Origin of the sequence: Vibrio sp. SCSIO 43009 (assembly GCF_023716525.1) — a bacterium.
GTDB classification, from domain to species: Bacteria; Pseudomonadota; Gammaproteobacteria; order Enterobacterales; family Vibrionaceae; genus Vibrio; species Vibrio alginolyticus.
Window position 1 is genome coordinate 84,725 of the sequence record NZ_CP071842.1, and the last position, 19,406, is coordinate 104,130.

At 46.1% G+C, this 19,406-nt stretch carries 20 protein-coding genes; 15 read left to right on the plus strand and 5 right to left on the minus strand.

Annotation, left to right across the window (positions count from 1 at the left end; translation table 11 throughout):
• Positions 1-69 precede the first annotated feature (69 nt).
• The 7 genes from lptM to J4N43_RS00415 all read left to right on the plus strand — a co-directional run bounded on the left by lptM (position 70) and on the right by J4N43_RS00415 (position 7,315).
• Positions 70-186, plus strand: coding sequence for an LPS translocon maturation chaperone LptM (gene lptM, locus J4N43_RS24625; protein ID WP_005378746.1), 117 nt, complete (start codon positions 70-72; stop codon positions 184-186).
• Positions 187-247: 61 nt separating this feature from the next.
• Entirely contained in the window at positions 248-1,501 is a 1,254-nt protein-coding gene (lysA, locus tag J4N43_RS00390) for a diaminopimelate decarboxylase (RefSeq protein WP_033907276.1), read from the plus strand.
• A 10-nt stretch (positions 1,502-1,511) separates the two neighbouring features.
• A complete protein-coding gene (dapF, locus tag J4N43_RS00395) occupies positions 1,512-2,342 on the plus strand; it encodes a diaminopimelate epimerase (RefSeq protein WP_053350818.1) in 831 nt (276 codons plus the stop codon).
• Positions 2,336-3,067 carry a DUF484 family protein gene (locus J4N43_RS00400; RefSeq protein ID WP_081051351.1) on the plus strand — a complete coding sequence of 244 codons (732 nt, stop codon included), beginning with the start codon at positions 2,336-2,338 and terminating at the stop codon, positions 3,065-3,067. Before dapF ends, J4N43_RS00400 begins: the two co-directional genes overlap by 7 nt.
• Positions 3,033-3,965, plus strand: a complete 933-nt coding sequence (xerC, locus tag J4N43_RS00405; protein WP_053350819.1) for a tyrosine recombinase XerC — start codon at positions 3,033-3,035, stop codon at positions 3,963-3,965. Before J4N43_RS00400 ends, xerC begins: the two co-directional genes overlap by 35 nt.
• An 8-nt stretch (positions 3,966-3,973) precedes the next feature.
• Entirely contained in the window at positions 3,974-4,690 is a 717-nt protein-coding gene (gene yigB, locus J4N43_RS00410; RefSeq protein ID WP_053350826.1) for a 5-amino-6-(5-phospho-D-ribitylamino)uracil phosphatase YigB, read from the plus strand.
• 138 nt (positions 4,691-4,828) lie between these two features.
• On the plus strand, positions 4,829-7,315 hold the full coding sequence (locus J4N43_RS00415) for an EAL domain-containing protein (RefSeq protein WP_053350820.1): 2,487 nt from the start codon (positions 4,829-4,831) through the stop codon (positions 7,313-7,315).
• Positions 7,316-7,398: 83 nt separating this feature from the next.
• Here the strand turns inward: J4N43_RS00415 and J4N43_RS00420 are convergent, their stop codons facing one another.
• Both J4N43_RS00420 and J4N43_RS00425 read right to left on the minus strand, forming a co-directional pair.
• On the minus strand, positions 7,399-7,995 hold the full coding sequence (locus J4N43_RS00420) for a tRNA-uridine aminocarboxypropyltransferase (protein ID WP_031780839.1): 597 nt from the start codon (positions 7,993-7,995) through the stop codon (positions 7,399-7,401).
• On the minus strand, positions 7,995-9,545 hold the full coding sequence (locus J4N43_RS00425) for a COG3650 family protein (RefSeq protein ID WP_053350822.1): 1,551 nt from the start codon (positions 9,543-9,545) through the stop codon (positions 7,995-7,997). Before J4N43_RS00425 ends, J4N43_RS00420 begins: the two co-directional genes overlap by 1 nt.
• A gap of 47 nt (positions 9,546-9,592) precedes the next feature.
• Here J4N43_RS00425 and J4N43_RS00430 point away from each other — a divergent pair, with 47 nt between their 5' ends.
• Complete coding sequence (locus J4N43_RS00430; protein ID WP_005378735.1) at positions 9,593-10,063, plus strand: EVE domain-containing protein; 471 nt, start codon at positions 9,593-9,595, stop codon at positions 10,061-10,063.
• 50 nt (positions 10,064-10,113) lie between these two features.
• Here J4N43_RS00430 and J4N43_RS00435 read toward each other — a convergent pair whose 3' ends face one another.
• Together J4N43_RS00435 and J4N43_RS00440 are read right to left on the minus strand one after the other, a co-directional pair.
• Positions 10,114-10,938, minus strand: coding sequence for a Cof-type HAD-IIB family hydrolase (locus J4N43_RS00435; protein WP_017636084.1), 825 nt, complete (start codon positions 10,936-10,938; stop codon positions 10,114-10,116).
• Between the two features lie 244 nt (positions 10,939-11,182).
• On the minus strand, positions 11,183-12,193 hold the full coding sequence (locus J4N43_RS00440; protein WP_062730808.1) for an alpha/beta fold hydrolase: 1,011 nt from the start codon (positions 12,191-12,193) through the stop codon (positions 11,183-11,185).
• Positions 12,194-12,258: 65 nt separating this feature from the next.
• On the opposite strand from J4N43_RS00440, the gene rhtB reads away from it, so the two are divergent.
• From rhtB to J4N43_RS00475, 7 genes are all read left to right on the plus strand, one after another.
• On the plus strand, positions 12,259-12,876 hold the full coding sequence (rhtB, locus tag J4N43_RS00445; protein ID WP_005378732.1) for a homoserine/homoserine lactone efflux protein: 618 nt from the start codon (positions 12,259-12,261) through the stop codon (positions 12,874-12,876).
• A gap of 24 nt (positions 12,877-12,900) precedes the next feature.
• Positions 12,901-14,124, plus strand: coding sequence for an EAL and HDOD domain-containing protein (locus J4N43_RS00450; RefSeq protein ID WP_005378731.1), 1,224 nt, complete (start codon positions 12,901-12,903; stop codon positions 14,122-14,124).
• Positions 14,125-14,278: 154 nt separating this feature from the next.
• Positions 14,279-14,614 (plus strand): metalloregulator ArsR/SmtB family transcription factor, encoded by a 336-nt coding sequence (locus tag J4N43_RS00455; RefSeq protein WP_005378730.1) that lies wholly within the window; start codon positions 14,279-14,281, stop codon positions 14,612-14,614.
• A 42-nt stretch (positions 14,615-14,656) separates the two neighbouring features.
• The gene (locus tag J4N43_RS00460) at positions 14,657-15,658 is read left to right on the plus strand and encodes an ArsJ-associated glyceraldehyde-3-phosphate dehydrogenase (RefSeq protein ID WP_005378729.1); all 1,002 of its coding nucleotides are present in this window, start codon (positions 14,657-14,659) and stop codon (positions 15,656-15,658) included.
• Between the two features lie 12 nt (positions 15,659-15,670).
• The gene (locus J4N43_RS00465; RefSeq protein WP_005378726.1) at positions 15,671-16,165 is read left to right on the plus strand and encodes a cyclin-dependent kinase inhibitor 3 family protein; all 495 of its coding nucleotides are present in this window, start codon (positions 15,671-15,673) and stop codon (positions 16,163-16,165) included.
• A 254-nt stretch (positions 16,166-16,419) separates the two neighbouring features.
• Positions 16,420-17,637: an organoarsenical effux MFS transporter ArsJ gene (gene arsJ / locus J4N43_RS00470; RefSeq protein ID WP_005378722.1), complete on the plus strand. Its 1,218-nt coding sequence runs from the start codon at positions 16,420-16,422 to the stop codon at positions 17,635-17,637.
• Positions 17,638-17,920: 283 nt separating this feature from the next.
• Entirely contained in the window at positions 17,921-18,934 is a 1,014-nt protein-coding gene (locus J4N43_RS00475) for an acyltransferase (RefSeq protein WP_017636080.1), read from the plus strand.
• Here the strand turns inward: J4N43_RS00475 and J4N43_RS00480 are convergent.
• On the minus strand, positions 18,931-19,260 hold the full coding sequence (locus J4N43_RS00480) for a DUF2500 domain-containing protein (RefSeq protein WP_062730809.1): 330 nt from the start codon (positions 19,258-19,260) through the stop codon (positions 18,931-18,933). The genes J4N43_RS00475 and J4N43_RS00480 overlap by 4 nt on opposite strands.
• Positions 19,261-19,406 lie beyond the last annotated feature (146 nt).

The following is a 19,406-nucleotide window of genomic DNA, read 5'->3' on the forward strand; positions in this document are numbered from 1 at the left end:
TATCCTATTGCTTTTCCTGAGTGTGGTGCGATTATAGGGGGCATTGATTCAATAATCACGATATGCGAAATGAAAAAATTAGTTACTGTGTTGTTTGTGATGGTTGCCGCGACCTTAGCGGGGTGTGGTCAGTCTGGCTCACTATACATTCCAGATGACACTCAACAGAATGAGCAATCACAATAAATAACCGCACCTTAGGGTGAAATTAGGGTTCAGCAGTCGAATAAAATAAGGGAAGCGAATTTTGGATTACTTCAACTATCAGGATGATGGCCAGCTTTGGGCCGAAGACGTCCCACTTCAAGCTCTTGCAGAGCAATATGGCACTCCTCTTTACGTATATTCTCGAGCCACGCTAGAGCGCCATTGGAAGGCGTTTGATAGTGCTGTGGGTCAGCATCCTCACCTAGTTTGCTACGCGGTGAAAGCCAACTCAAACTTAGGCGTATTGAACACGCTAGCGCGTTTGGGATCGGGTTTTGACATCGTGTCGGGTGGTGAACTTGAGCGTGTGATTGCCGCAGGCGGTGATCCGAAAAAAGTCGTTTTCTCTGGTGTTGGTAAAACATCGGCAGAGATGAAGCGCGCTCTTGAGCTAGGTATCAAATGTTTCAACGTTGAATCTGAGCCAGAGCTAGAACGTTTGAACAAGGTTGCGGGTGAGCTTGGTGTGATTGCACCAATTTCTCTTCGTATCAATCCAGATGTCGACGCGAAAACACACCCTTACATTTCGACTGGTCTTCGCGACAATAAATTCGGCATTGCGTTTGATCGTGCGCCAGATGTTTATAAATTCGCGCAAAGCCTGCCGAACTTGAATGTGCAAGGCATCGACTGCCACATTGGTTCTCAGCTGACCAATATAGACCCATTTATCGACGCGACAGACCGTTTATTAGCCCTGATTGATGATTTAAAAGCGCAAGGCATTAACATTCGTCACCTTGATGTCGGCGGCGGTTTGGGTGTGGTCTATCGTGATGAATTACCACCTCAGCCTTCTGATTACGCCAAAGCGTTACTAGGCCGTCTTGAAAATCACCAAGACTTGGAGCTGATCTTTGAGCCAGGCCGTGCAATTGCTGCGAACGCAGGTATCTTGCTAACGCGTGTTGAGTTTTTAAAACATACTGAGCATAAAAACTTTGCGATTATCGACGCTGCAATGAACGACTTGATGCGTCCTGCGCTATACCAAGCATGGCAAGATATTGTGCCAGTTTCACCGCGAAAGGGTGAAGCTCAGACTTACGACTTGGTTGGTCCTATTTGTGAAACCGGCGACTTCTTGGGTAAAGATCGCGCACTCGTTTTGCAAGAAGGTGATCTACTCGCGGTTCGTTCAGCAGGTGCCTATGGTTTTGTGATGTCTTCGAACTACAATACTCGTACCCGAGCGGCAGAAGTGATGGTGGACGGTAAACAAAGCCACTTAGTTCGCCAGCGTGAGGAGCTGACCAGTTTGTGGCAGCTGGAACAGATTCTACCGGAGTAACACACAACAAATGCATTTCCACTTTTCCAAAATGCACGGTTTGGGCAACGACTTCATGGTCGTCGACTGTATTACCCAGAACGTGTTTTTCTCGCAAGACCTGATCCGCCGCTTGGCGGATCGTCATACTGGCGTTGGTTTTGACCAATTGCTTGTGGTAGAGGCCCCTTACGACCCTGAAACCGACTTCCATTATCGGATTTTTAATGCCGATGGTAGTGAAGTTGAACAGTGTGGTAACGGTGCACGCTGTTTTGCCCGCTTTGTTCGCTTGAAGGGGCTGACCAATAAATACAGCATCAGCGTGAGCACCAAGAAAGGAAAGATGATTCTCAACATCGAAGATGATGGGGAAGTGACGGTCAACATGGGCGTACCAGAGTTTGAACCGAACAAAATTCCTTTCAAAGCGAAGCAAAAAGAGAAAACTTACATCATGCGCGCTGGTGAAAAAACGCTGTTTTGTGGTGCTGTGAGCATGGGTAACCCGCACGTAGTGACCGTGGTCGACGATGTGGATACGGCAGAAGTGGAAACTCTCGGTCCGCTGCTTGAGTCGCATGAGCGTTTCCCAGAGCGCGTCAACGCTGGCTTTATGCAGGTGATGAGTCGTGACCATATTCGTCTTCGAGTTTACGAGCGAGGCGCAGGAGAGACACAAGCTTGTGGTAGTGGTGCATGCGCGGCAGTCGCGGTTGGGATTCTGCAGGGCTTGTTGGATGAAAACGTTAAGGTTTCTCTACCTGGTGGTGAATTGCGAATTGCATGGCAAGGTCCTGGCAAGCCGTTGTTTATGACCGGACCTACAACGCATGTATTTGATGGTCAATTGTCTTGCTAGTTGAAGAAAAAGGAAACGGTTTGTCTCAAGTAGAAGCAGATGCCTTAACGTCTGAAGTAGTGGCCGAGTACCTCAAAGATCATCCAGACTTTTTTGTGCAACGTCCGGAGCTTGTGGATCGTTTATCTTTCCCACACTCAGACTTAGGCGCGGTATCTTTGGTACACATCCAAATGAATCGCCAACGTCAGCGCATTGAAGAGTTAGAGGAAGAGATCACTACACTAATGTCGCTTGCGGCGAACAATGATCGCACCTTTTACGAATTTATGGATTTGCAGGGGCAGATTCTAAAGTGTGGTGACTTTAAACAAGTCATTCATTCTATCGAAGAGAAAGCCAAAGCACTGGGCTTACGTGCGTTTGTTCGATTGTTTAGTCAATGCGACGCATCGATTCAATTGAGTAAGGAAAGTTATCAACGCTTTGCGACCACTCACTTAAATGGCAAAGATGCGTACTTAGGACGTCTTCGCAAAGTAGATCGTGAAGCTTTGTTTGGCAACATGGAAGTGCCGGAAATGGGTTCCTATGTGGTACTGCCGCTCGTGAAACAGCAAACACTGGGCGTGCTTGCTTTTTCTAGTGAAGATGGCGGCCATTTTCAGCCAGATATGGATACCTTGTTTTTGCGTCACCTATCATTAGTAGTGGCACATCTCGCTCAAACACTGGTATGGCAAAGTTACGATGACGACAACTCCCAACACTCCTCTGCCAAATAATCTGCAAAAGCCTCTTGAGCGCTTCTATGAATTCTTACGAAGCGAAAAGGGGCTTAGCCTACATACTCAGCGCAATTACAAACAGCAGCTAGAAACAATGGCGCAGCACCTAGCTGAAATGGGGCTCAAAGATTGGTCTCAAGTGGATGCTGGTTGGGTGCGCCAATTAGCAGGTAAGGGCATGCGAGAAGGCATGAAAGCCAGCAGTTTGGCAACGCGCCTCTCATCGCTGCGTAGCTTTTTCGATTTCCTTATTCTGCGTGGCGAGATGTCGGCTAACCCAGCCAAAGGGGTTTCAGCACCTCGCAAAAAACGCCCGTTGCCCAAAAACCTCGATGTTGACGAAGTGAGCCAATTACTTGAAGTCAACGAGGACGACCCGTTGGCTGTGCGCGATCGCGCCATGATGGAGCTGATGTACGGCGCCGGCTTACGTTTGGCTGAGTTGGTGGGTGTGGATGTACGTGATGTACAACTGCGTAGTGGTGAGCTTCGTGTTATTGGTAAAGGCGATAAAGAACGTAAAGTGCCGTTCTCTGGGATGGCAACCGAGTGGGTCGGGAAGTGGTTACGCGTTCGTGGTGATTTAGCCGCTCCAGGTGAGCCCGCCTTGTTTGTATCTAAGCTTGGAACGCGTATTTCGCATCGTAGCGTGCAAAAGCGCATGGCTGAATGGGGGCAGAAACAGTCTGTCGCAAGCCATATTAGTCCGCATAAATTGCGTCACTCATTTGCGACACATATGCTCGAATCAAGCAATAACTTACGTGCGGTGCAGGAGCTTTTAGGGCACGAGAACATTTCGACGACCCAAATCTACACGCACTTGGATTTCCAACATTTGGCGCAAGCCTACGACCAAGCCCACCCACGCGCACGTAAAAAGAACGGGGAGTGAGCCGAAGTATGAAATTTTATCGCCGTATCGAGCCTATTAAGGCAATGACCTTTGACCTAGATGATACCCTCTATGACAACTATCCTGTGATAGTTCGCATGGAGCGTGAGTTGCTATCTTGGCTCAAGCACCATCATCCAGCGGTTGCTCATATGAACAAAGCGGATTGGTTTGCTCTCAAGCAGCGTGTTGTGCAGCAACAACCCGAGCTGAAGAGCGATGTCACTTTATGGCGTTTAGTGCAACTTCAGCAAGCCTTCTCCCAAGTAGGCTACGACGAAGACGCAGCACATGCCGCCGCGAAAGCCGCAGTAGACGTTGCGTTGGACTGGCGTAACCGTTTTGAAGTGCCGCAGCAAAGCCTCGATGTATTGGAGGAACTCGCGCAGCACATCCCGTTGGTGGCAATCACCAACGGTAATGTGGATTTAGACCGCATCGGTCTTACGCCTTATTTCCAACAGGTACTTAAAGCAGGACCAGATGGATTGGCGAAACCCGCAACCGATATGTTTACTAAAGCGAAGCGATTCTTGGATATTCCTGCGGAGAATATTCTGCATGTCGGTGATCATCTAACCACGGATGTGCATGGTGCAAAGTTGGCAGGTTTTGCAGCCTGTTGGTTTAATGATATGAATAAAAATGTCATTAACCATTCAAAAACACGTACTTTACCTGATATTGAAATCAATAGTTTGCAGCCGTTACTCACACTTTTTTAATTGCTTTCGCATTAATCCATTCTAATCTCATTTTGTGTCTAGAAAAGCAGCGCAAAGCAACGTAAATTATTCTCTATTAAATAAAAATAGTAACGCCACACGTCGTGGTGAAGATAGTGTTACGGCAGTGGTAGGTCCATGCGAGCTTTTTCAAAACTGGTTCACGATGTCAGTCAACTGAATGACTTTTTAGTCACTTTTCCGACTTCCTCAGATAAACAATATTTAGTACAAATATTGTCGACGCAATCGCGCGAAATTACGACCACACTTGCAGACGCCGTTTTGTCGTCGCTGCCGAATGCTCATGTTATGGGGCATAGTACGCGTAATGTGATTCTGGAAGGGGAGATATTTACCTCTGGTTGCCTAGTGAGTGTGATTGAATTTGAGCAAACCACGCTGACTTCTGCGGTACAAACATACTCTTACTCCCCTGATATTGATGGCGGGGAGCTCAAGCGCTCTCTTCTAATGCAGCATAATTCACAGGTGATCCTCAGCTTTGCTGTGCAAATTGAACGACGTGACTATCCCTTGTTTCAAACCTTCGCCAGTGAAGAAGTAGTGATTTCTGGAGGGTTGGCGCAGAGTATTGACGATGGCTGCTGGGTGCTATATCAAAACCGAGTTTACGATAACGCTGTGGTTGCCGTAGCTTTGCACAGTGATACTTTGAAGCTATGGACTGATGCGTATTCGGAATGGAACCCGATTGGCATGCCACACAAAGTCACTCATGCAAAAGGAACGCGCTTGTATTGTTTAGGTGAGAAGAAAGCGCTGGAAGTATACAAGCGTTACTTGGCGGATGGCCATGACGTGACGCTGAGTCAACTGCTCAGCTTTCCTTTGTATCGAGAAAGCTTAGGGCGAAAGGAAGTTTGTACGGTAACGGAGCTACACGCTGATGGCAGTATGAGCTTCGACAGGCCCTGGTGTCTTGGTGACGAAGTGCAATTTTGCTATAACCATCCCTCGTTAACGCTCGAGCAAGTGCGGCATGGTGTGGTTGAGTTAGCCATGCACCAACCTGAAGTCGTGATGATTTTTAACTGCGCGTCACGGTTAGACTTTATTGACAGCAGCGACGAAGTCCAAGCCTTTAAAGATATTGCGACGACGTTTGGTAGTTACTGTATGGGGGAACTGCATGGTGGTATTGGTCAGCCCGAAATTCTTCATCACAGCCTGACGTATTTAGCGATGCGAGAGGGAGACGAAGTGCAAACATTGAACTTGCCTAAGTCGCCCGTTAGCTCCTCTATTTCACCGTTGTTTAGCTTGATTCGAAATGCGATCGGCGATCTCAACCATATGAACGCGCATATGGGATATCAACTCGATCGCCAAACGCGCAAGTTACAAGAAAGCTATCGACGCGACAGTCGCACGGGGTTACAAAACCGGGTCGCATTGCAAGAGCGACTGAGTAACATCGATTTGGATGAGCATTTGTTGACTCTAAAGCTACTTAACTTTAGTCATATCAACGAAAAATACGGCTACCGAGTGGGAGATCAATTACTCAAAGATCTCTCAATGCACTTTACGAATCGACTACGAAAGCGTTTCGGCATGCCAACGGCTTTGCAGCTTTATAGTATTGGGGTTGGTGAATGGGCGTTCATATTTAAAGCTGATCAAAGCAGCGAGACCATCAAACAGCACTTTACGCGTTTTGCTGACGCGGTAGAACAAACTAATTTTGAGCCAATTGGCCTACGTGAAATAGATTATCTTTCTATCTCGCTATGCGGCGGCTTAGTGAGTCGTCGAGATTTTCCATCCGCTTCAGTAGATGAGCTCTTACTCAAAGGCATCGAAGCGAGGCGCTCCGGTGTACGCAGTAATACCCATATCTGTAATGCGAAAGATATTGAAGTCAGTGAGGATGTGCGTAAAGAGCAACTTGGATGGCTAAGTTGCGTCAGTAGAGCCATTCTCAAACAGAATATCATCACTTATAGCCAACCTATTGTGCATGCGGGTAGCCACAAATTAGCAAGCCAAGAATGTTTGGTTCGTATTCTGGAAGCCGATGGAACGGTGATTGCGCCAGGGCGTTTTCTGCCAATTATCTCTGATACGCATCTTTACACTCGATTAAGTCGGCACATGATTCATTCTACGTTGCATTACATGCGAGATAAGCAAGGTGACTTTTCTATAAACTTATCGCCGCAAGATTTGCTCAGTGATAAAACTTTAATGCTTTTAGAGCATGAAATTAGCCAGCTAAATGACCCAAGGCGAATTGGTTTAGAAGTGCTGGAATCTGAGCAGATCAAAGACTACGGCCGAATGATAGAAGTGTGCAGTCATTTTAGAAGCTTAGGGGCGCGTATCATTGTTGATGACTTTGGGTCCGGCTATTCGAATATCGATGAAATCCTAAAGTTGGAGCCAGAAGTCATAAAGCTCGATGGCAGCTTGATTCGTGATATTGATAAAGACTTAAAACAGCGCAAGATCGCTTCCCAGTTGGTGCGTTTGTGCCAGGTGTTTAACGCGGAGACGGTGGCGGAGTTCGTCCACAATCAGGAGGTGTGCACCATTGCACAAGACATGGGGGTGGATTATTTGCAGGGTTACTATCTTGGCGAGCCGACTCGACTGTTTTAATGATGTTTCACGTGAAACTTCTTGTCGTAAAAAACGCAGCGTAGGCTGCGTTTTTTGTTTGGTTCTTCTACTGAGCTTAATGGTTAACGCTTAAGAGCGTGTCCACTCTTTTCAGCTTGGAACAGAGCGAGGTAATGGGCAAAAAAGCGCTGCATTTGTTGTTGGTTGTTTTGTTCTCCAAGTTGCCCGAGCAAATGTGCAGCGACTTCAAACGTACACAAATTACCTTGTTGTTGGTTGCGTCGCAGCTGATATTGTGAGTCCGCCGACGCAGACAATCCCATAGTAGGGATACCTTCTAACCAACGGCTCTTATTGATCATCTTGCGCGCCTCTTGCCAGGTGGCATCTAAAATAATAAACAGCGGAGTTTTGGTTTGTTGCTGGCTTTGGAGTACCACATGTTCGAGTGTGATACTTTCTTCACAGGGGAAGAGCAACACCGGATACCGCGACGGATCAGCTAATAGAGTGAGCAATTCTGCTGGTGGCTGTTTGCGATCCCAGATTACTCGCTCAATGCTGAGTTGGCACTGCTCTAGTAGCTGGCCGGTATTAGTATCACGCTTCAGTTCATTCGGATGCATTAACAGCAGGATGTTGTGCTCACTGTTAAGTTTCGGCATTAGCGAGCACATACAATTGAATTGAAAACCGCAGGTTGGACACGGTTGTGACATTACAGACGAACTCCTTCTCGCACCGGGCTTATCCCATCAGAGAACAGACGCACGCCACTGACTTGGTTCGGCGTTGCCGTTGGCGCCATGCTTGGGTTGAGTGGGTAGCTAACCCCAGTGTATTGCATCACATGTTGAGCCGCTTTAGCTCCGCCACCGCTGACATTAAAAATCAGATCTCGCCAACCATGAGAGGTTTGTTGGCCGAGCATAATCGGGCTTTGCACTAGTGTAATGCGGCTATTAAAGCGCCATTCCTTTTCGTGATGTTCAAATATTAGCAATGTACAGCCACCGGAACCACACCAATCCAACTGTACCAATAGCTCTTCGTTACCATCGCTGTTGAGGTCGTAAGTTAGCCAACGGTATTGGTTATTGTTGGGGTTGGTTTGATGGATAAAGAAGTAGTTGCGCACCGCGGCATCTACTTTTGAATCAAACTCTGCACTAGAAGGTACGTCAGCACTACCGATGGGGTTGTTGGTGCGTTTTTCGGCTGGTTGCATGATGCCTTCATCACGAACGGTGGCAGGATAAAGGACTAAACCACCATCGGCGATTGGGTATACCAAGTTACCGACTTTTTCTTTGGTCGCTTTGAGCTGATTGCCTTCTCGAGTAAACAGTCGCTCTGACATCAGTCTTTGCTGTTGATGATGCGTCATGACAACTTGAACCTGAGACGGACTTAACTGTTGCCAGTAACCACGCTCGATTAATGGTGCTTGTCCATTGGCGTAACGGTATTTTGTTGTGGCGCTGTGGTCTGGGTTTAAGGTCATTTGTACTTCAAAACCTTGTGATTGAGTTGAGGTCGCGACATAGGTATTAGCCCAGCCAAGCGTTGCATCGACGTTTGCAGCGATACCACAACCTTGATACGTCTCGCCATCATGTTTTAGTGTTGCTTTCCAGCCATACAAAGAATCGCTCATTGTGTCTGAGCAGAGGTTTTCTGTTAAGCGAAGCTCACCATCTTGTAGTTGATAAGTGCGCTGGCGAGGTTGAAGCTGACTGCTTTTAATCGCTAATTTTGTGGTTTGTTTGCCGATTTGCTGGAATGTTAGTCCATTAGCCTCAAAGCTTGCCGACCAAGAAGGCTCATTACCAAACACGCGAGTTGGTTTGTTTGGTTGCTGACAACGGTTTGGATTTTCCGTTGTGAGGAAGTTCACTTGTTCCACGACAAAGTTAGCATCGAAATCAGCAGAAAACCCATCAATGCCCGGTGGGTTGAGGTGGCCGATAACCTCGCCATACATAGTCTGGTAAGGCTCGTTATTTAACTGAATTGCTCGTTGCATTTGCTGTGGTGATAGTTGCAACCAATATTGCTTGTCGCTGCCACAAGGCATGATGTATTGGCTCTCGTGACCGACGATCACTTTTCCGCGTAGCATAAAAGTTTGAGGTTGAATGGTTTCAGGCTTATCTAAGGTTGCTGGTGGAGAGATTGGGTCAGCAGCACCAGATTGTGGCGGCTGTGAACTACATGCTTGCAGAACCAGCAGGGTGGCAAGCGCCACTGGGTTTTTCAAAGCCTTCATGTTATATCTTCCTCATTATTGTTACTCAATCGGCATCGGATGGCATTATGGCATATTGGTTATTTAAAACTGAACCAGATACCTTTTCTATTGACACGCTTCGAACCCAAAAGGTTTCATGTTGGGAGGGAGTTCGTAATTATCAGGCGCGCAATATGATGCGTGACCAAGTGAAGGTGGGCGATTTAGTCCTGATTTACCACTCTTCTTGTAAACATGTTGGCGTGGCAGGTATTGCTAAAGTTGTGAGAGAAGCCTATCCCGATCATTTCCAATTCGATCCCGAAAGCGATTATTACGATCCAAAGTCAGACCCAGACAACCCGCGTTGGATTATGGTGGATGTCGAGTTTGTACGTAAAACGGCGCGAGTGATTCCGTTGTCGGTGATGAAAGCGATGCCAGAACTTGAGAACATGCCGTTGGTGAAACGTGGAAATCGCTTGTCGATTATGCCCGTGACAGAAGAAGAATGGGACGCGATTCTTGGCAAAGAGAAGCTGCCAAGTCAGCGATAAAAGAGAAGGGCTGCGAATGTGCAGCCCTTCATTATTTGGAGTATTGAAGCTTACAGCAAGTGTTCTTGTAGGTAGTGTGCAACCGCATCTTCTGCATTGCTGCCAATTACTTCATTATTTGGTAGAGCTTTCATCACTTTTTCGTGTGATGTACCCATAACTAGCCCTTTACCTGCCATCGACAGCATTTCTACGTCATTCATGCCATCACCAAATGCTACGCAGTTTTCTAACGTGAGGTCGAGTTTTTTCGCTACCGCTTCAAGAGCATGACCTTTAGACACGCCAGCGCTCATTACTTCCAAACACCAAGGCGTTGAAAATGCGATGTTCAGCTTATCACCAAACTGCTCACGTAGTTTGTTTTCAAATACGACCAAACGTTCGTGGTCTTCTCCTGGATGCGTGAAGAAAACTTTCGCAATACCGTCAGTTGGGGCGTGGTCTTCATCAAATAAGACGTAAGTGAATTCATCGTGGAAGTCACGTAACGTTTCATCATCCTTGTTCATCAACCAGCTATCATTTTGATACATGTGAATAAGTATTTCTTGATCATGTTTGATCGTGTCGATCACGCCTTGTACCAGTTCCGCAGGGACATTCTCGCTGTACATTAGCTGATCTTCCTGGTCATGCACTCGGGCACCATTCGACGTGATCATATAAGCTGGAATGCCAACTTGGCGACGGATGCTCGCAACGTCTACGTGGTGACGGCCGGTTGCAAAGACAAAGGTATAACCCTTTTCATGCAGCGCTTTTAGCGTCTCTTTTGAGTAAGCACTGAGCTGATGGTTAGGTGCGAGTAACGTGCCATCCAGATCAGAGGCAACGATTTTGGTGATCTCTTTGCAAGGTAGCGATGTGCTCATGAAGTCCTCGTAAACGGTTTGGATAGTGTGGAACAGGTGAATTGCAAACGGAGTACAGCAGACTGACTAGATCGTACTGCTCCGAATGCGGGGGAACTTGGGCCCGTAGCACTATGCGGTTAAACACTGTGTCAAAGTAGCCAAGTTCAAGCAGTGTACGCCAAAATGAGGATGAAAAAGAGGGTAAATCGATGTGTAGACATTTCCTCTTTAATCTTAGTCGTGAAATGGTCGCCTAGAGTTCTTATTGTGCTTGTTCGTTTGATGGCGATTTATGGTCATTCATAAAGCGGAAAATCGCATCGAGCGCTTGATTACGATACTTATCGGTCTCGAATAAGATTTCATGCTGTGCGCCTTCGATAGAAAGCAGCTCCGCGTGTGGGTTGGTTTTCCGCAATTTATCAATAAAACGCTTTTGCGCGAGGTTGCTAACAATCCGATCGTTTCCGGCTTGGATTAGGATGACTGGTATTTTGACTTGGCGAGTTAATAAAAAGCACTGCTTAGCGGCCATGAGCCCTTGCCAAACCCAGCGAGTGCTTGGCCCACCGACTTGCAGTTCCGGTTTTTCCGTATATAGGTTTCGGAACCATTGGTAGCGGCCGTAACTTTGGCTAAGTGGGTTATCTTCAAAGGGCTTAGGGAAGTAGGCCTGATGTCCTGGTGCATAGCGTGGTAAAGTCGATACCGCTGACATAATTTGTGTGACCGGAATCGCTATTGGTGATAGGTACCATGGCAGGTTAATGCCAAACATGGGCGCACTTAGAATCAAACCAGTAAAAGGGTGTTCTGAGTGAGTTTGCAGGTAACGTGTCGCGATCGCGCCGCCCATAGAGTGCGCGATGATGAAGCATTGTTGATATTCGCTAAGGTCGTGTTTTTTTACGACGATGTCCATATCATCAATATAATCAGTAAAGTCATAGACGTGACCCATATCTGAGTCAGATAATAAACGATCTGATAAACCTTGTCCGCGGTGGTCAAAGGAATAGACATCGAAACCTTGGCGGTAGAGATCGTAAAACAGCTCTTGGTATTTCCAGGAAGACTCAATGCGTCCATTTACGATGAGCACGGCTTTTTTATGCTCTGGGTTGGTTAGCTTGCACCAGTAAATGTTCTTTTTCTCAGTCCCTTTAACAAAGCCCTCTTGGCGAGTTTGCCAAAGTGCTGCGATCGGACCACCAATTGCTTGCTCAAATAATGTCTCTTGAGTATAAGTCAAAGGTGAATGGTTAGTCGCCATTAGTTGATTACCTGAAGATACGTTGTTTACGCGATGTATCATCGAAGAATTAGTGAGGAAATGCAATGGATACCCATGTCTGGTTAGCTTATGTAGTAACAGCAATCGTTTTTAGTTTGGCTCCGGGCTCTGGCACGGTGAACTCAATCAGTAATGGTTTGAGTTACGGTACCCGTAAATCACTGGGTGCCATTATTGGCTTACAAATTGGTTTAGTTATCCACATCGCGCTGGTGGGGGCGGGTATTGGTGCGCTTGTCGCGCAGTCAGCAACCGCATTTTCTGTCATTAAATGGGTTGGTGCCGCTTATCTGGTTTGGTTGGGGATTCAGAAATGGCGCGACACATCAAGCTTAGTCGCAGCTGAAAACCACAACGAGATGTCAGGCACGGCGCTGTTGTACAAGGCAGTGTTAATTAACCTCACCAACCCTAAATCGATTGTTTTTCTGGTGGCGTTGTTCCCGCAGTTTATTGACCCAGCAAAAGACCAAATCACGCAACTGTTGGTGCTTGGCGTCACTACGGTCGTGATTGATGCGTGTGTAATGTTGGGTTACACGAGCTTGGCAGCACAAATGGGACGCTTTATTCGCTCCGATAAAATCATGGGAAAAATAAACAAAGTATTCGGTTCAATGTTCATGGGTTGTGGTGCATTATTAGCAGCTGCAAAGTCATAAGCCATTTATAGGTCCTTCTTTAGCATGAATACAACGTATGTCGCTCGCCAGCCGATCTTTAACCGAAAAAGACAGACGCTGGGTTATGAATTGTTGTTTCGAGACGGGGAGAGTAACGCATACCCTTCACATATTGATTCAAATCGAGCGACATACCGACTGATTGTCGAAAACTTCCTATCGCTGGGTACTAACCCAGTGATTGCCTCTTCTAGATGCTTTATTAACTTTCCTCATCAAAGCTTGGTGCGACGTTTGCCGCGCAGTTTGCCGAAAAACAAAATTGTCATCGAAGTGTTGGAAACGTGCCAACCTACGGATGAGCTTCTTGATGCGATTCGTGAGTTTTATCGAGAAGGTTACTTGATCGCTTTGGATGACTTCACCCTAACACCAGAATGGCGCCGTTTTTTGCCATATGTGCATATTGTGAAGCTCGACATTATGGCGATGGGGCTCGAAAAGGCCTGTGAACTGGTCAAAACACACCTTGCCAAACGCGTCAAATACCACTTTTTAGCAGAACGTGTTGAAACCGCAGAAGAGTTTGAGCAAGCGAAAGCGGCTGGCTTTAAATTTTTCCAAGGTTATTTTTTTAGCAAGCCACTCGTCTCGCAGACTAAATACGTCAGTCCTGAGCAAGTGTTGGCATTGCAACTGTTTCGTGAAGTTTGTGCTCCTGAGCCTGACTTTACTCGTATCGAGTCCATCATTACGCAAGATGTCGCGTTGTCATATAAATTATTGCGTTTTGTAAATACGCAAGCGCCGAATTTGGCTGTCGAAATCAGCTCTTTTCGTCAGGCATTGATTTATCTTGGCCAGGATAACCTTAAGCAGTTTGTCTCTTTGGTTGTGGCATCGTATATCTCCAGTAACAAGCCTCGAGAGCTGTATCACCTTTCATTGCAACGAGCTCAATTTTGCCAATTGATGTCGCGCTATCAGCCATTCTCTCACCTCAACGAGCAAGGTTTCATGGTTGGTTTGCTGTCGATTCTAGATGCGCTGCTGGATCTTTCGGTGGAATCTTTAGTTAGGCAGTTACCGCTTAGTCATTCAGTACAACAAGCGCTATTACATCGCAAAGGGGTTTATGGTGCACTTATTTCCCTCGAAGAGTGCTACGAGCGTGCCGATTGGTCAGGGGTTGAAAAAATCACGATGCAATTGGGGTTGCCTTTAGAGGAAGTGAAGCTCTCCTTAGGTGAAGCGGCTCGCTGGAGTCAAAGCATCGCGACTGCATAATTTCTTGTCTTATCTTTTATCTCTTTGAATCTCTCTCTTTACAATCAAGCTGTTCGTTAGATGTGAAACTTTTATGACGATGGACGGTTTCCTCTTGACGATATATCTTAATTAAATAAACATATACGCATATCCATATATAGGTATGTTCATTATGCTTCCACATCAGTTTTTTAAGCTGTTATCCGATGAAACACGCGTACGTTGTTTAATGCTCGTGGCCCGTGAAGGTGAAACTTGCGTTGGCGATTTGGCGTTTGCTCTACAAGAGAGCCAGCCGAAAGTTTCTCGTCATCTTGCTCAGTTACGATCCAGTGGCATCTTGGTGGATAAACGCCAAGGGCAGTGGGTGTATTACGAGTTATCACAGCAATTACCAGGTTGGATGCGAAAGTTAATTGAAGACTTAGTGGCATCAAACTGTTTGAAGCAGGAATACCAAGACGACATCACACGCTTACACGATAAAAGTCGTGAGGCTTGCTGTTAACAGCGAATAGAGATTCAAGGTAGAAGATTAGAGGGTAAAACTATGACAATTAAAGTAGGAATTAATGGCTTTGGCCGAATTGGTCGCTTAGCGCTGCGAGCGGCATTTGATTGGCCAGAATTGGAGTTTGTGTTAATCAACGATGTCGCAGGTGACGCAGCTACGCTTGGTCACTTATTAGAATTCGATTCAGTGCAAGGTCGTTGGCATCATGGAGTTCAGGTCGAAGGCAGTGAGCTCGTCATCAACGGCAAGCGTGTCGCCACGACTCAACAACGCGATATCGATGCGGTGAACTGGTCTGATTGTGATGTTGTGATTGAAGCGACAGGCGTACATCGCAAAACATCATTCCTAAACAAATACCTAGAGCAAGGCGTGAAACGTGTCGTGGTAAGCGCACCTGTGAAAGAAGAAGGTATTGCGAACATTGTGGTGGGCGTGAACGACCATATTTTCGACCCTGAAAAACATCGTATCGTGACAGCAGCTTCGTGTACGACTAACTGTATCGCACCTGTGGTTAAAGTCATTCATGAGAAATTGGGTATCGAACAATCTTCTTTTACGACCATTCACGACCTGACGAATACGCAAACTATTTTGGATGCGCCACACAAAGATCTACGCCGTGCAAGAGCATGCGGCATGAGCCTTATCCCAACCACGACGGGTAGCGCGAAGGCAATTGTCGAAATTTTCCCAGAATTAAAAGACAAAATTAATGGTCATGCGGTTCGCGTACCTCTAGCAAACGCATCGTTAACAGACATCATTTTTGATGTGAAGCGTGATACCACAGCAGAAGAAGTGAATGTACTGTTAAAAGAAGCATCTGAAGGTGATTTGAAAGGCATCCTTGGCTTCGAAGAGCGTCCTTTAGTTTCTATCGATTATAAAGGCGACCAACGTTCAACCATCGTTGATGCGCAATCAACCATGGTTGTGGGTTCTCGTATGGTTAAGATTTACGCTTGGTACGATAACGAAATGGGTTATGCAACGCGCACAGCAGAGCTGGTTCGTAACGTTGGTTTGGCTTAAAAGGGGGTCACAATGTCTCATCCTACATGGCAATTAGATTTGGACTCCGGTGCTTTAATCTTAACACCGTGCCCAGGAACGAAAGGCGTTGATTTGCACGCGTCGTTAGAACATTTGAAAGAGCAGGGTGTTCAAGCGGTCGTTACTGCATTAGATGATAGTGAATTAGCTGCGAAGAATGTCTCTGCATTGGGTGAAGCCACTCAGCAACTGGGTATGAAATGGTTCCAGATCGAGATTGAAGACGACTGCGCACCAAATGAAGAATTTGCGACGAAGTGGCAACAAGCCAGTCCGGAACTGCACGCGATTCTTGCTCAAGGTGGCAAAATTGCGATGCATTGCATGGGTGGTTCGGGGCGCACAGGTTTGTTCGCTGCTCACCTACTCCTAGAAAAGGAATGGCAGTTAGAAGATATCGTGCGAGAAGTGCAGGCATTGCGCCCTGGTGCATTTACAAAACCTGTGCAAGTTGAGTACATCGAACGCGTGGCTCAAGACGCTTGATCAGCTTAAATAGCTTTTGGTTCATTATGATCCAAAAGCTAAATTCGAGCTTCTTCAGGATACGACTGTTTACAAAAAAAGCCATTAATATTAACTAATGCATTGTTTTTAAGGTGTATTTTGCTTTTTATTGATGTTGGGGCATTTTTTGAAAATCACAGCAACATTGTATTGGTCAATGTTGCTGTACAGGTTAGGAAGTATTTAGAACATGATGATCTAAATGCTTCTATCGCTGTACATATGAGGTCAATATGATTTCTCAATTAAGCAAAAGTATTCGTCAGTACATGTTAGTGACGTTTAACTATTGGAACTTTACGGTGACCGATGGCGCACTGCGTATGCTAGTGGTGCTCTATTTTCATGATTTAGGTTATTCCACGTTAGCTATTGCCTCACTGTTCCTTTTCTATGAATTTTTTGGTGTGGTGACAAACCTAGTTGGTGGTTGGTTGGGCGCAAGGTTAGGCCTAAATAAAACCATGAACATTGGTTTAGCGATGCAAGTGTTTGCGTTGCTGATGCTCGCAGTACCAAATGCATGGCTGACCATTCCTTGGGTGATGGCAGCGCAAGCTCTGTCGGGGATTGCCAAAGATCTGAACAAAATGAGTGCTAAGAGCGCGATTAAAACGCTAGTACCAGACGAACAGCAAGGTGCGCTCTACAAATGGGTAGCGATTTTGACTGGCTCGAAGAATGCACTCAAAGGAGCGGGCTTTTTTGTTGGTGGCTTGCTGCTGTCTTGGGTGGGTTTTCAAAACTCGATGTTTATTATGGCGGGTGTACTTACATTAGTGTTTGTTTGCAGCATGATCTGGCTAGAAGCGGACATGGGTAAAGCAAAGAGTAAACCTAAGTTTCGCCAAATATTCTCCAAGTCTGAATCGATAAACATTTTATCCGCAGCACGCATGTTCTTGTTTGGTGCTCGTGATGTGTGGTTTGTCGTTGCTCTGCCTATTTATCTTGGTAGCGTGTTTGGCTGGGATCACTTGTGGGTTGGTAGCTTTCTCGCAGCGTGGGTCATTGCTTATGGGTTTGTGCAAGGCTTTGCGCCGCGTATTACTGGCAAAGCGCAAGGTCGTGTGCCTGATGGTAGTGCAGCATTGGTGTGGGCAGGAATCCTAGCGTTAATTACGGCTGGTATTGCTTATGGTGTGCAAATCGGTTGGCAGCCTGAATTGGTGATTGTGGTAGGTTTGATGATTTTTGGCGCTGTGTTTGCCATTAACTCTTCGCTGCACTCGTACTTGATAGTGAGCTACGCTAAAGGCGATGGCGTCTCGTTGGATGTCGGTTTTTACTACATGGCCAATGCGATGGGACGTTTGATTGGCACGGTATTATCGGGTTGGATCTACCAAGAGGCTGGTCTTGCAGCGTGCTTATGGGTTTCTTTTGCTTTCTTGGCACTGACGACGCTTATTTCAATTAAGTTGCCAAAAGCTAATGTTGCTACTGCGTAACTACCCCCAGTATCGCTATCTGTAGATGGTATAAATGGCTCCAAATCGGAGCCATTTTTGTTTCTTATGCGCCGTTTGCTGTAATCAGATTGTGTCGGTTTGGCATCGAGAGTGAATACTGATGCTTGGTTTTTGGTTCTCGTTAAGTGATTAGAGTGGTGATGAAATCCCCGTTGTAGGTCATTGTTGAGTTAAAAATAAGCAAAAACAGATTGTTAACTATTTCACTGGTTGAGATTTACCCTATGCTATAAACGATAAGCGACTCAAAGTAGGGAAAGGTATGAGAGAAAGGGTTCTGTTTTTTGATTTATTGCGCTGCTTCGCAGCGGTAGCAGTGATCGCCATTCACGTCTTGGCACCGTATCGAAATGAGTTAGGAGTGATTCCATTTGACCAATGGCTGACAGCGGTAGGCGTGAATAGCGTAACCCGCTGGGCAGTGCCAGTTTTTATTTTGATCACCGGAGCGCTAATGCTCAGTGACACTCGACCATTTGACGGTAAGTATTATATCAAAAGGCGTTTGGGCAAAGTTTTAGTTCCATTTCTTATTTGGTCGATGTTTTATGCATACCTTTCAGGTTGGACTTCTCAAGGCTTTGATTTTGAAACCGTAAAAGAGGTATTAAGCAATAGCCCATTCCACGCAACGTATTACCATCTCGGCTTTTTCTATTACTTTATACCACTGTATTTTGTGATTCCGCTGTTTCAATGGATGGTACGCAACGTGGATGACAACGTCTTGTATACCTATCTCGCATTTTGGCTTTTCACCAGCACACTGTTCTTGTTCAAGATTGATGGCCCTTGGAGTAATCAGATGTGGCTTTATATGGGTTACCTTCCACTGGGGTATGTTTTATTTCAAAAGGTACCTTTGAATCGCTCTATGGTGACCCTATTTGTTGGGCTAGGACTCGTGGCGTTGGCAGTGACCTTTACGATGGTTGTGACAAATAGCTTAGAGGCGGAGAAGTATACGGTTGGGCGCTGGCTCTCTTATAAAACACTGAATGTGATTCTAGCAGCTTCGATGATTTTTATGATCGGGCGTTACTTTGGTGAAGGCTTATCACCAAAAGTACAAAAAGTGGTAAGTGTGATCAGTCAGCACAGCTTAGGGATTTACTTACTTCATCCTATTTTCTTATGGCCGATGAAAGAGTTCGGTTGGTACACAGGACATCCTGCGTGGGTGATTCCAGTCTGGATCGTTCTAAGTGGAGCTGGAGCCTTGGCGATGAGCTATCTCTTTTCTCGTTCTGCCAAGACTCGTTGGTTACTGCCTTAACGTTTGATAGCGAAGTGAAGGAACTTGTTGCCGCGATAGGTCAGTGTTCCCTTATCTCCAGGATTGAGTGCATGGTAGTAATGCACTCCAATTTGGAATTCACGCTTTGGACCGATAGAACCACGTTGAACGTAAATCCAATACTCTTGAACGTCTTGACCTGGTGGTGCGTTTGGTATGTCTATCGCTTGTTTATCTAAAACCGTTACCTGCGCGCTTTGCTCTGGAGCGTCTTCGCCCACATAGTGCTTACTATAAAAACGGAAAAACACCCACGCGCCCAAGGCAATAAGGGCGAATAGGGCGACAATAAGTGAGATTGGCATATTAACCTCCAATGTTTTATCGGGTCCCATTCTACAGAACTCGCTGACGAAACGATGAGTTGAGGTAACTTATTCATAATCTAATGAAAGGGATATGGAGATTATTCGGCGCACTTCACGATTTATCTTAATGATGCACGATGAAA

What these genes read in the sequence shown, in the direction of transcription:
- lptM (WP_005378746.1), top strand. Translation starts at nt 70, where the DNA reads ATGAAAAAATTAGTTACTGTGTTGTTTGTGATGGTTGCCGCGACCTTA.
- dapF (WP_053350818.1), top strand. Translation starts at nt 1,512, where the DNA reads ATGCATTTCCACTTTTCCAAAATGCACGGTTTGGGCAACGACTTCATG.
- xerC (WP_053350819.1), top strand. Translation starts at nt 3,033, where the DNA reads ATGACGACAACTCCCAACACTCCTCTGCCAAATAATCTGCAAAAGCCT.
- yigB (WP_053350826.1), top strand. Translation starts at nt 3,974, where the DNA reads ATGAAATTTTATCGCCGTATCGAGCCTATTAAGGCAATGACCTTTGAC.
- J4N43_RS00415 (WP_053350820.1), top strand. Translation starts at nt 4,829, where the DNA reads ATGCGAGCTTTTTCAAAACTGGTTCACGATGTCAGTCAACTGAATGAC.
- J4N43_RS00420 (WP_031780839.1), bottom strand. Translation starts at nt 7,995, where the DNA reads ATGTCACAACCGTGTCCAACCTGCGGTTTTCAATTCAATTGTATGTGC.
- J4N43_RS00425 (WP_053350822.1), bottom strand. Translation starts at nt 9,545, where the DNA reads ATGAAGGCTTTGAAAAACCCAGTGGCGCTTGCCACCCTGCTGGTTCTG.
- J4N43_RS00430 (WP_005378735.1), top strand. Translation starts at nt 9,593, where the DNA reads ATGGCATATTGGTTATTTAAAACTGAACCAGATACCTTTTCTATTGAC.
- J4N43_RS00435 (WP_017636084.1), bottom strand. Translation starts at nt 10,938, where the DNA reads ATGAGCACATCGCTACCTTGCAAAGAGATCACCAAAATCGTTGCCTCT.
- J4N43_RS00440 (WP_062730808.1), bottom strand. Translation starts at nt 12,193, where the DNA reads ATGGCGACTAACCATTCACCTTTGACTTATACTCAAGAGACATTATTT.
- rhtB (WP_005378732.1), top strand. Translation starts at nt 12,259, where the DNA reads ATGGATACCCATGTCTGGTTAGCTTATGTAGTAACAGCAATCGTTTTT.
- J4N43_RS00450 (WP_005378731.1), top strand. Translation starts at nt 12,901, where the DNA reads ATGAATACAACGTATGTCGCTCGCCAGCCGATCTTTAACCGAAAAAGA.
- J4N43_RS00455 (WP_005378730.1), top strand. Translation starts at nt 14,279, where the DNA reads ATGCTTCCACATCAGTTTTTTAAGCTGTTATCCGATGAAACACGCGTA.
- J4N43_RS00460 (WP_005378729.1), top strand. Translation starts at nt 14,657, where the DNA reads ATGACAATTAAAGTAGGAATTAATGGCTTTGGCCGAATTGGTCGCTTA.
- J4N43_RS00465 (WP_005378726.1), top strand. Translation starts at nt 15,671, where the DNA reads ATGTCTCATCCTACATGGCAATTAGATTTGGACTCCGGTGCTTTAATC.
- arsJ (WP_005378722.1), top strand. Translation starts at nt 16,420, where the DNA reads ATGATTTCTCAATTAAGCAAAAGTATTCGTCAGTACATGTTAGTGACG.
- J4N43_RS00475 (WP_017636080.1), top strand. Translation starts at nt 17,921, where the DNA reads ATGAGAGAAAGGGTTCTGTTTTTTGATTTATTGCGCTGCTTCGCAGCG.
- J4N43_RS00480 (WP_062730809.1), bottom strand. Translation starts at nt 19,260, where the DNA reads ATGCCAATCTCACTTATTGTCGCCCTATTCGCCCTTATTGCCTTGGGC.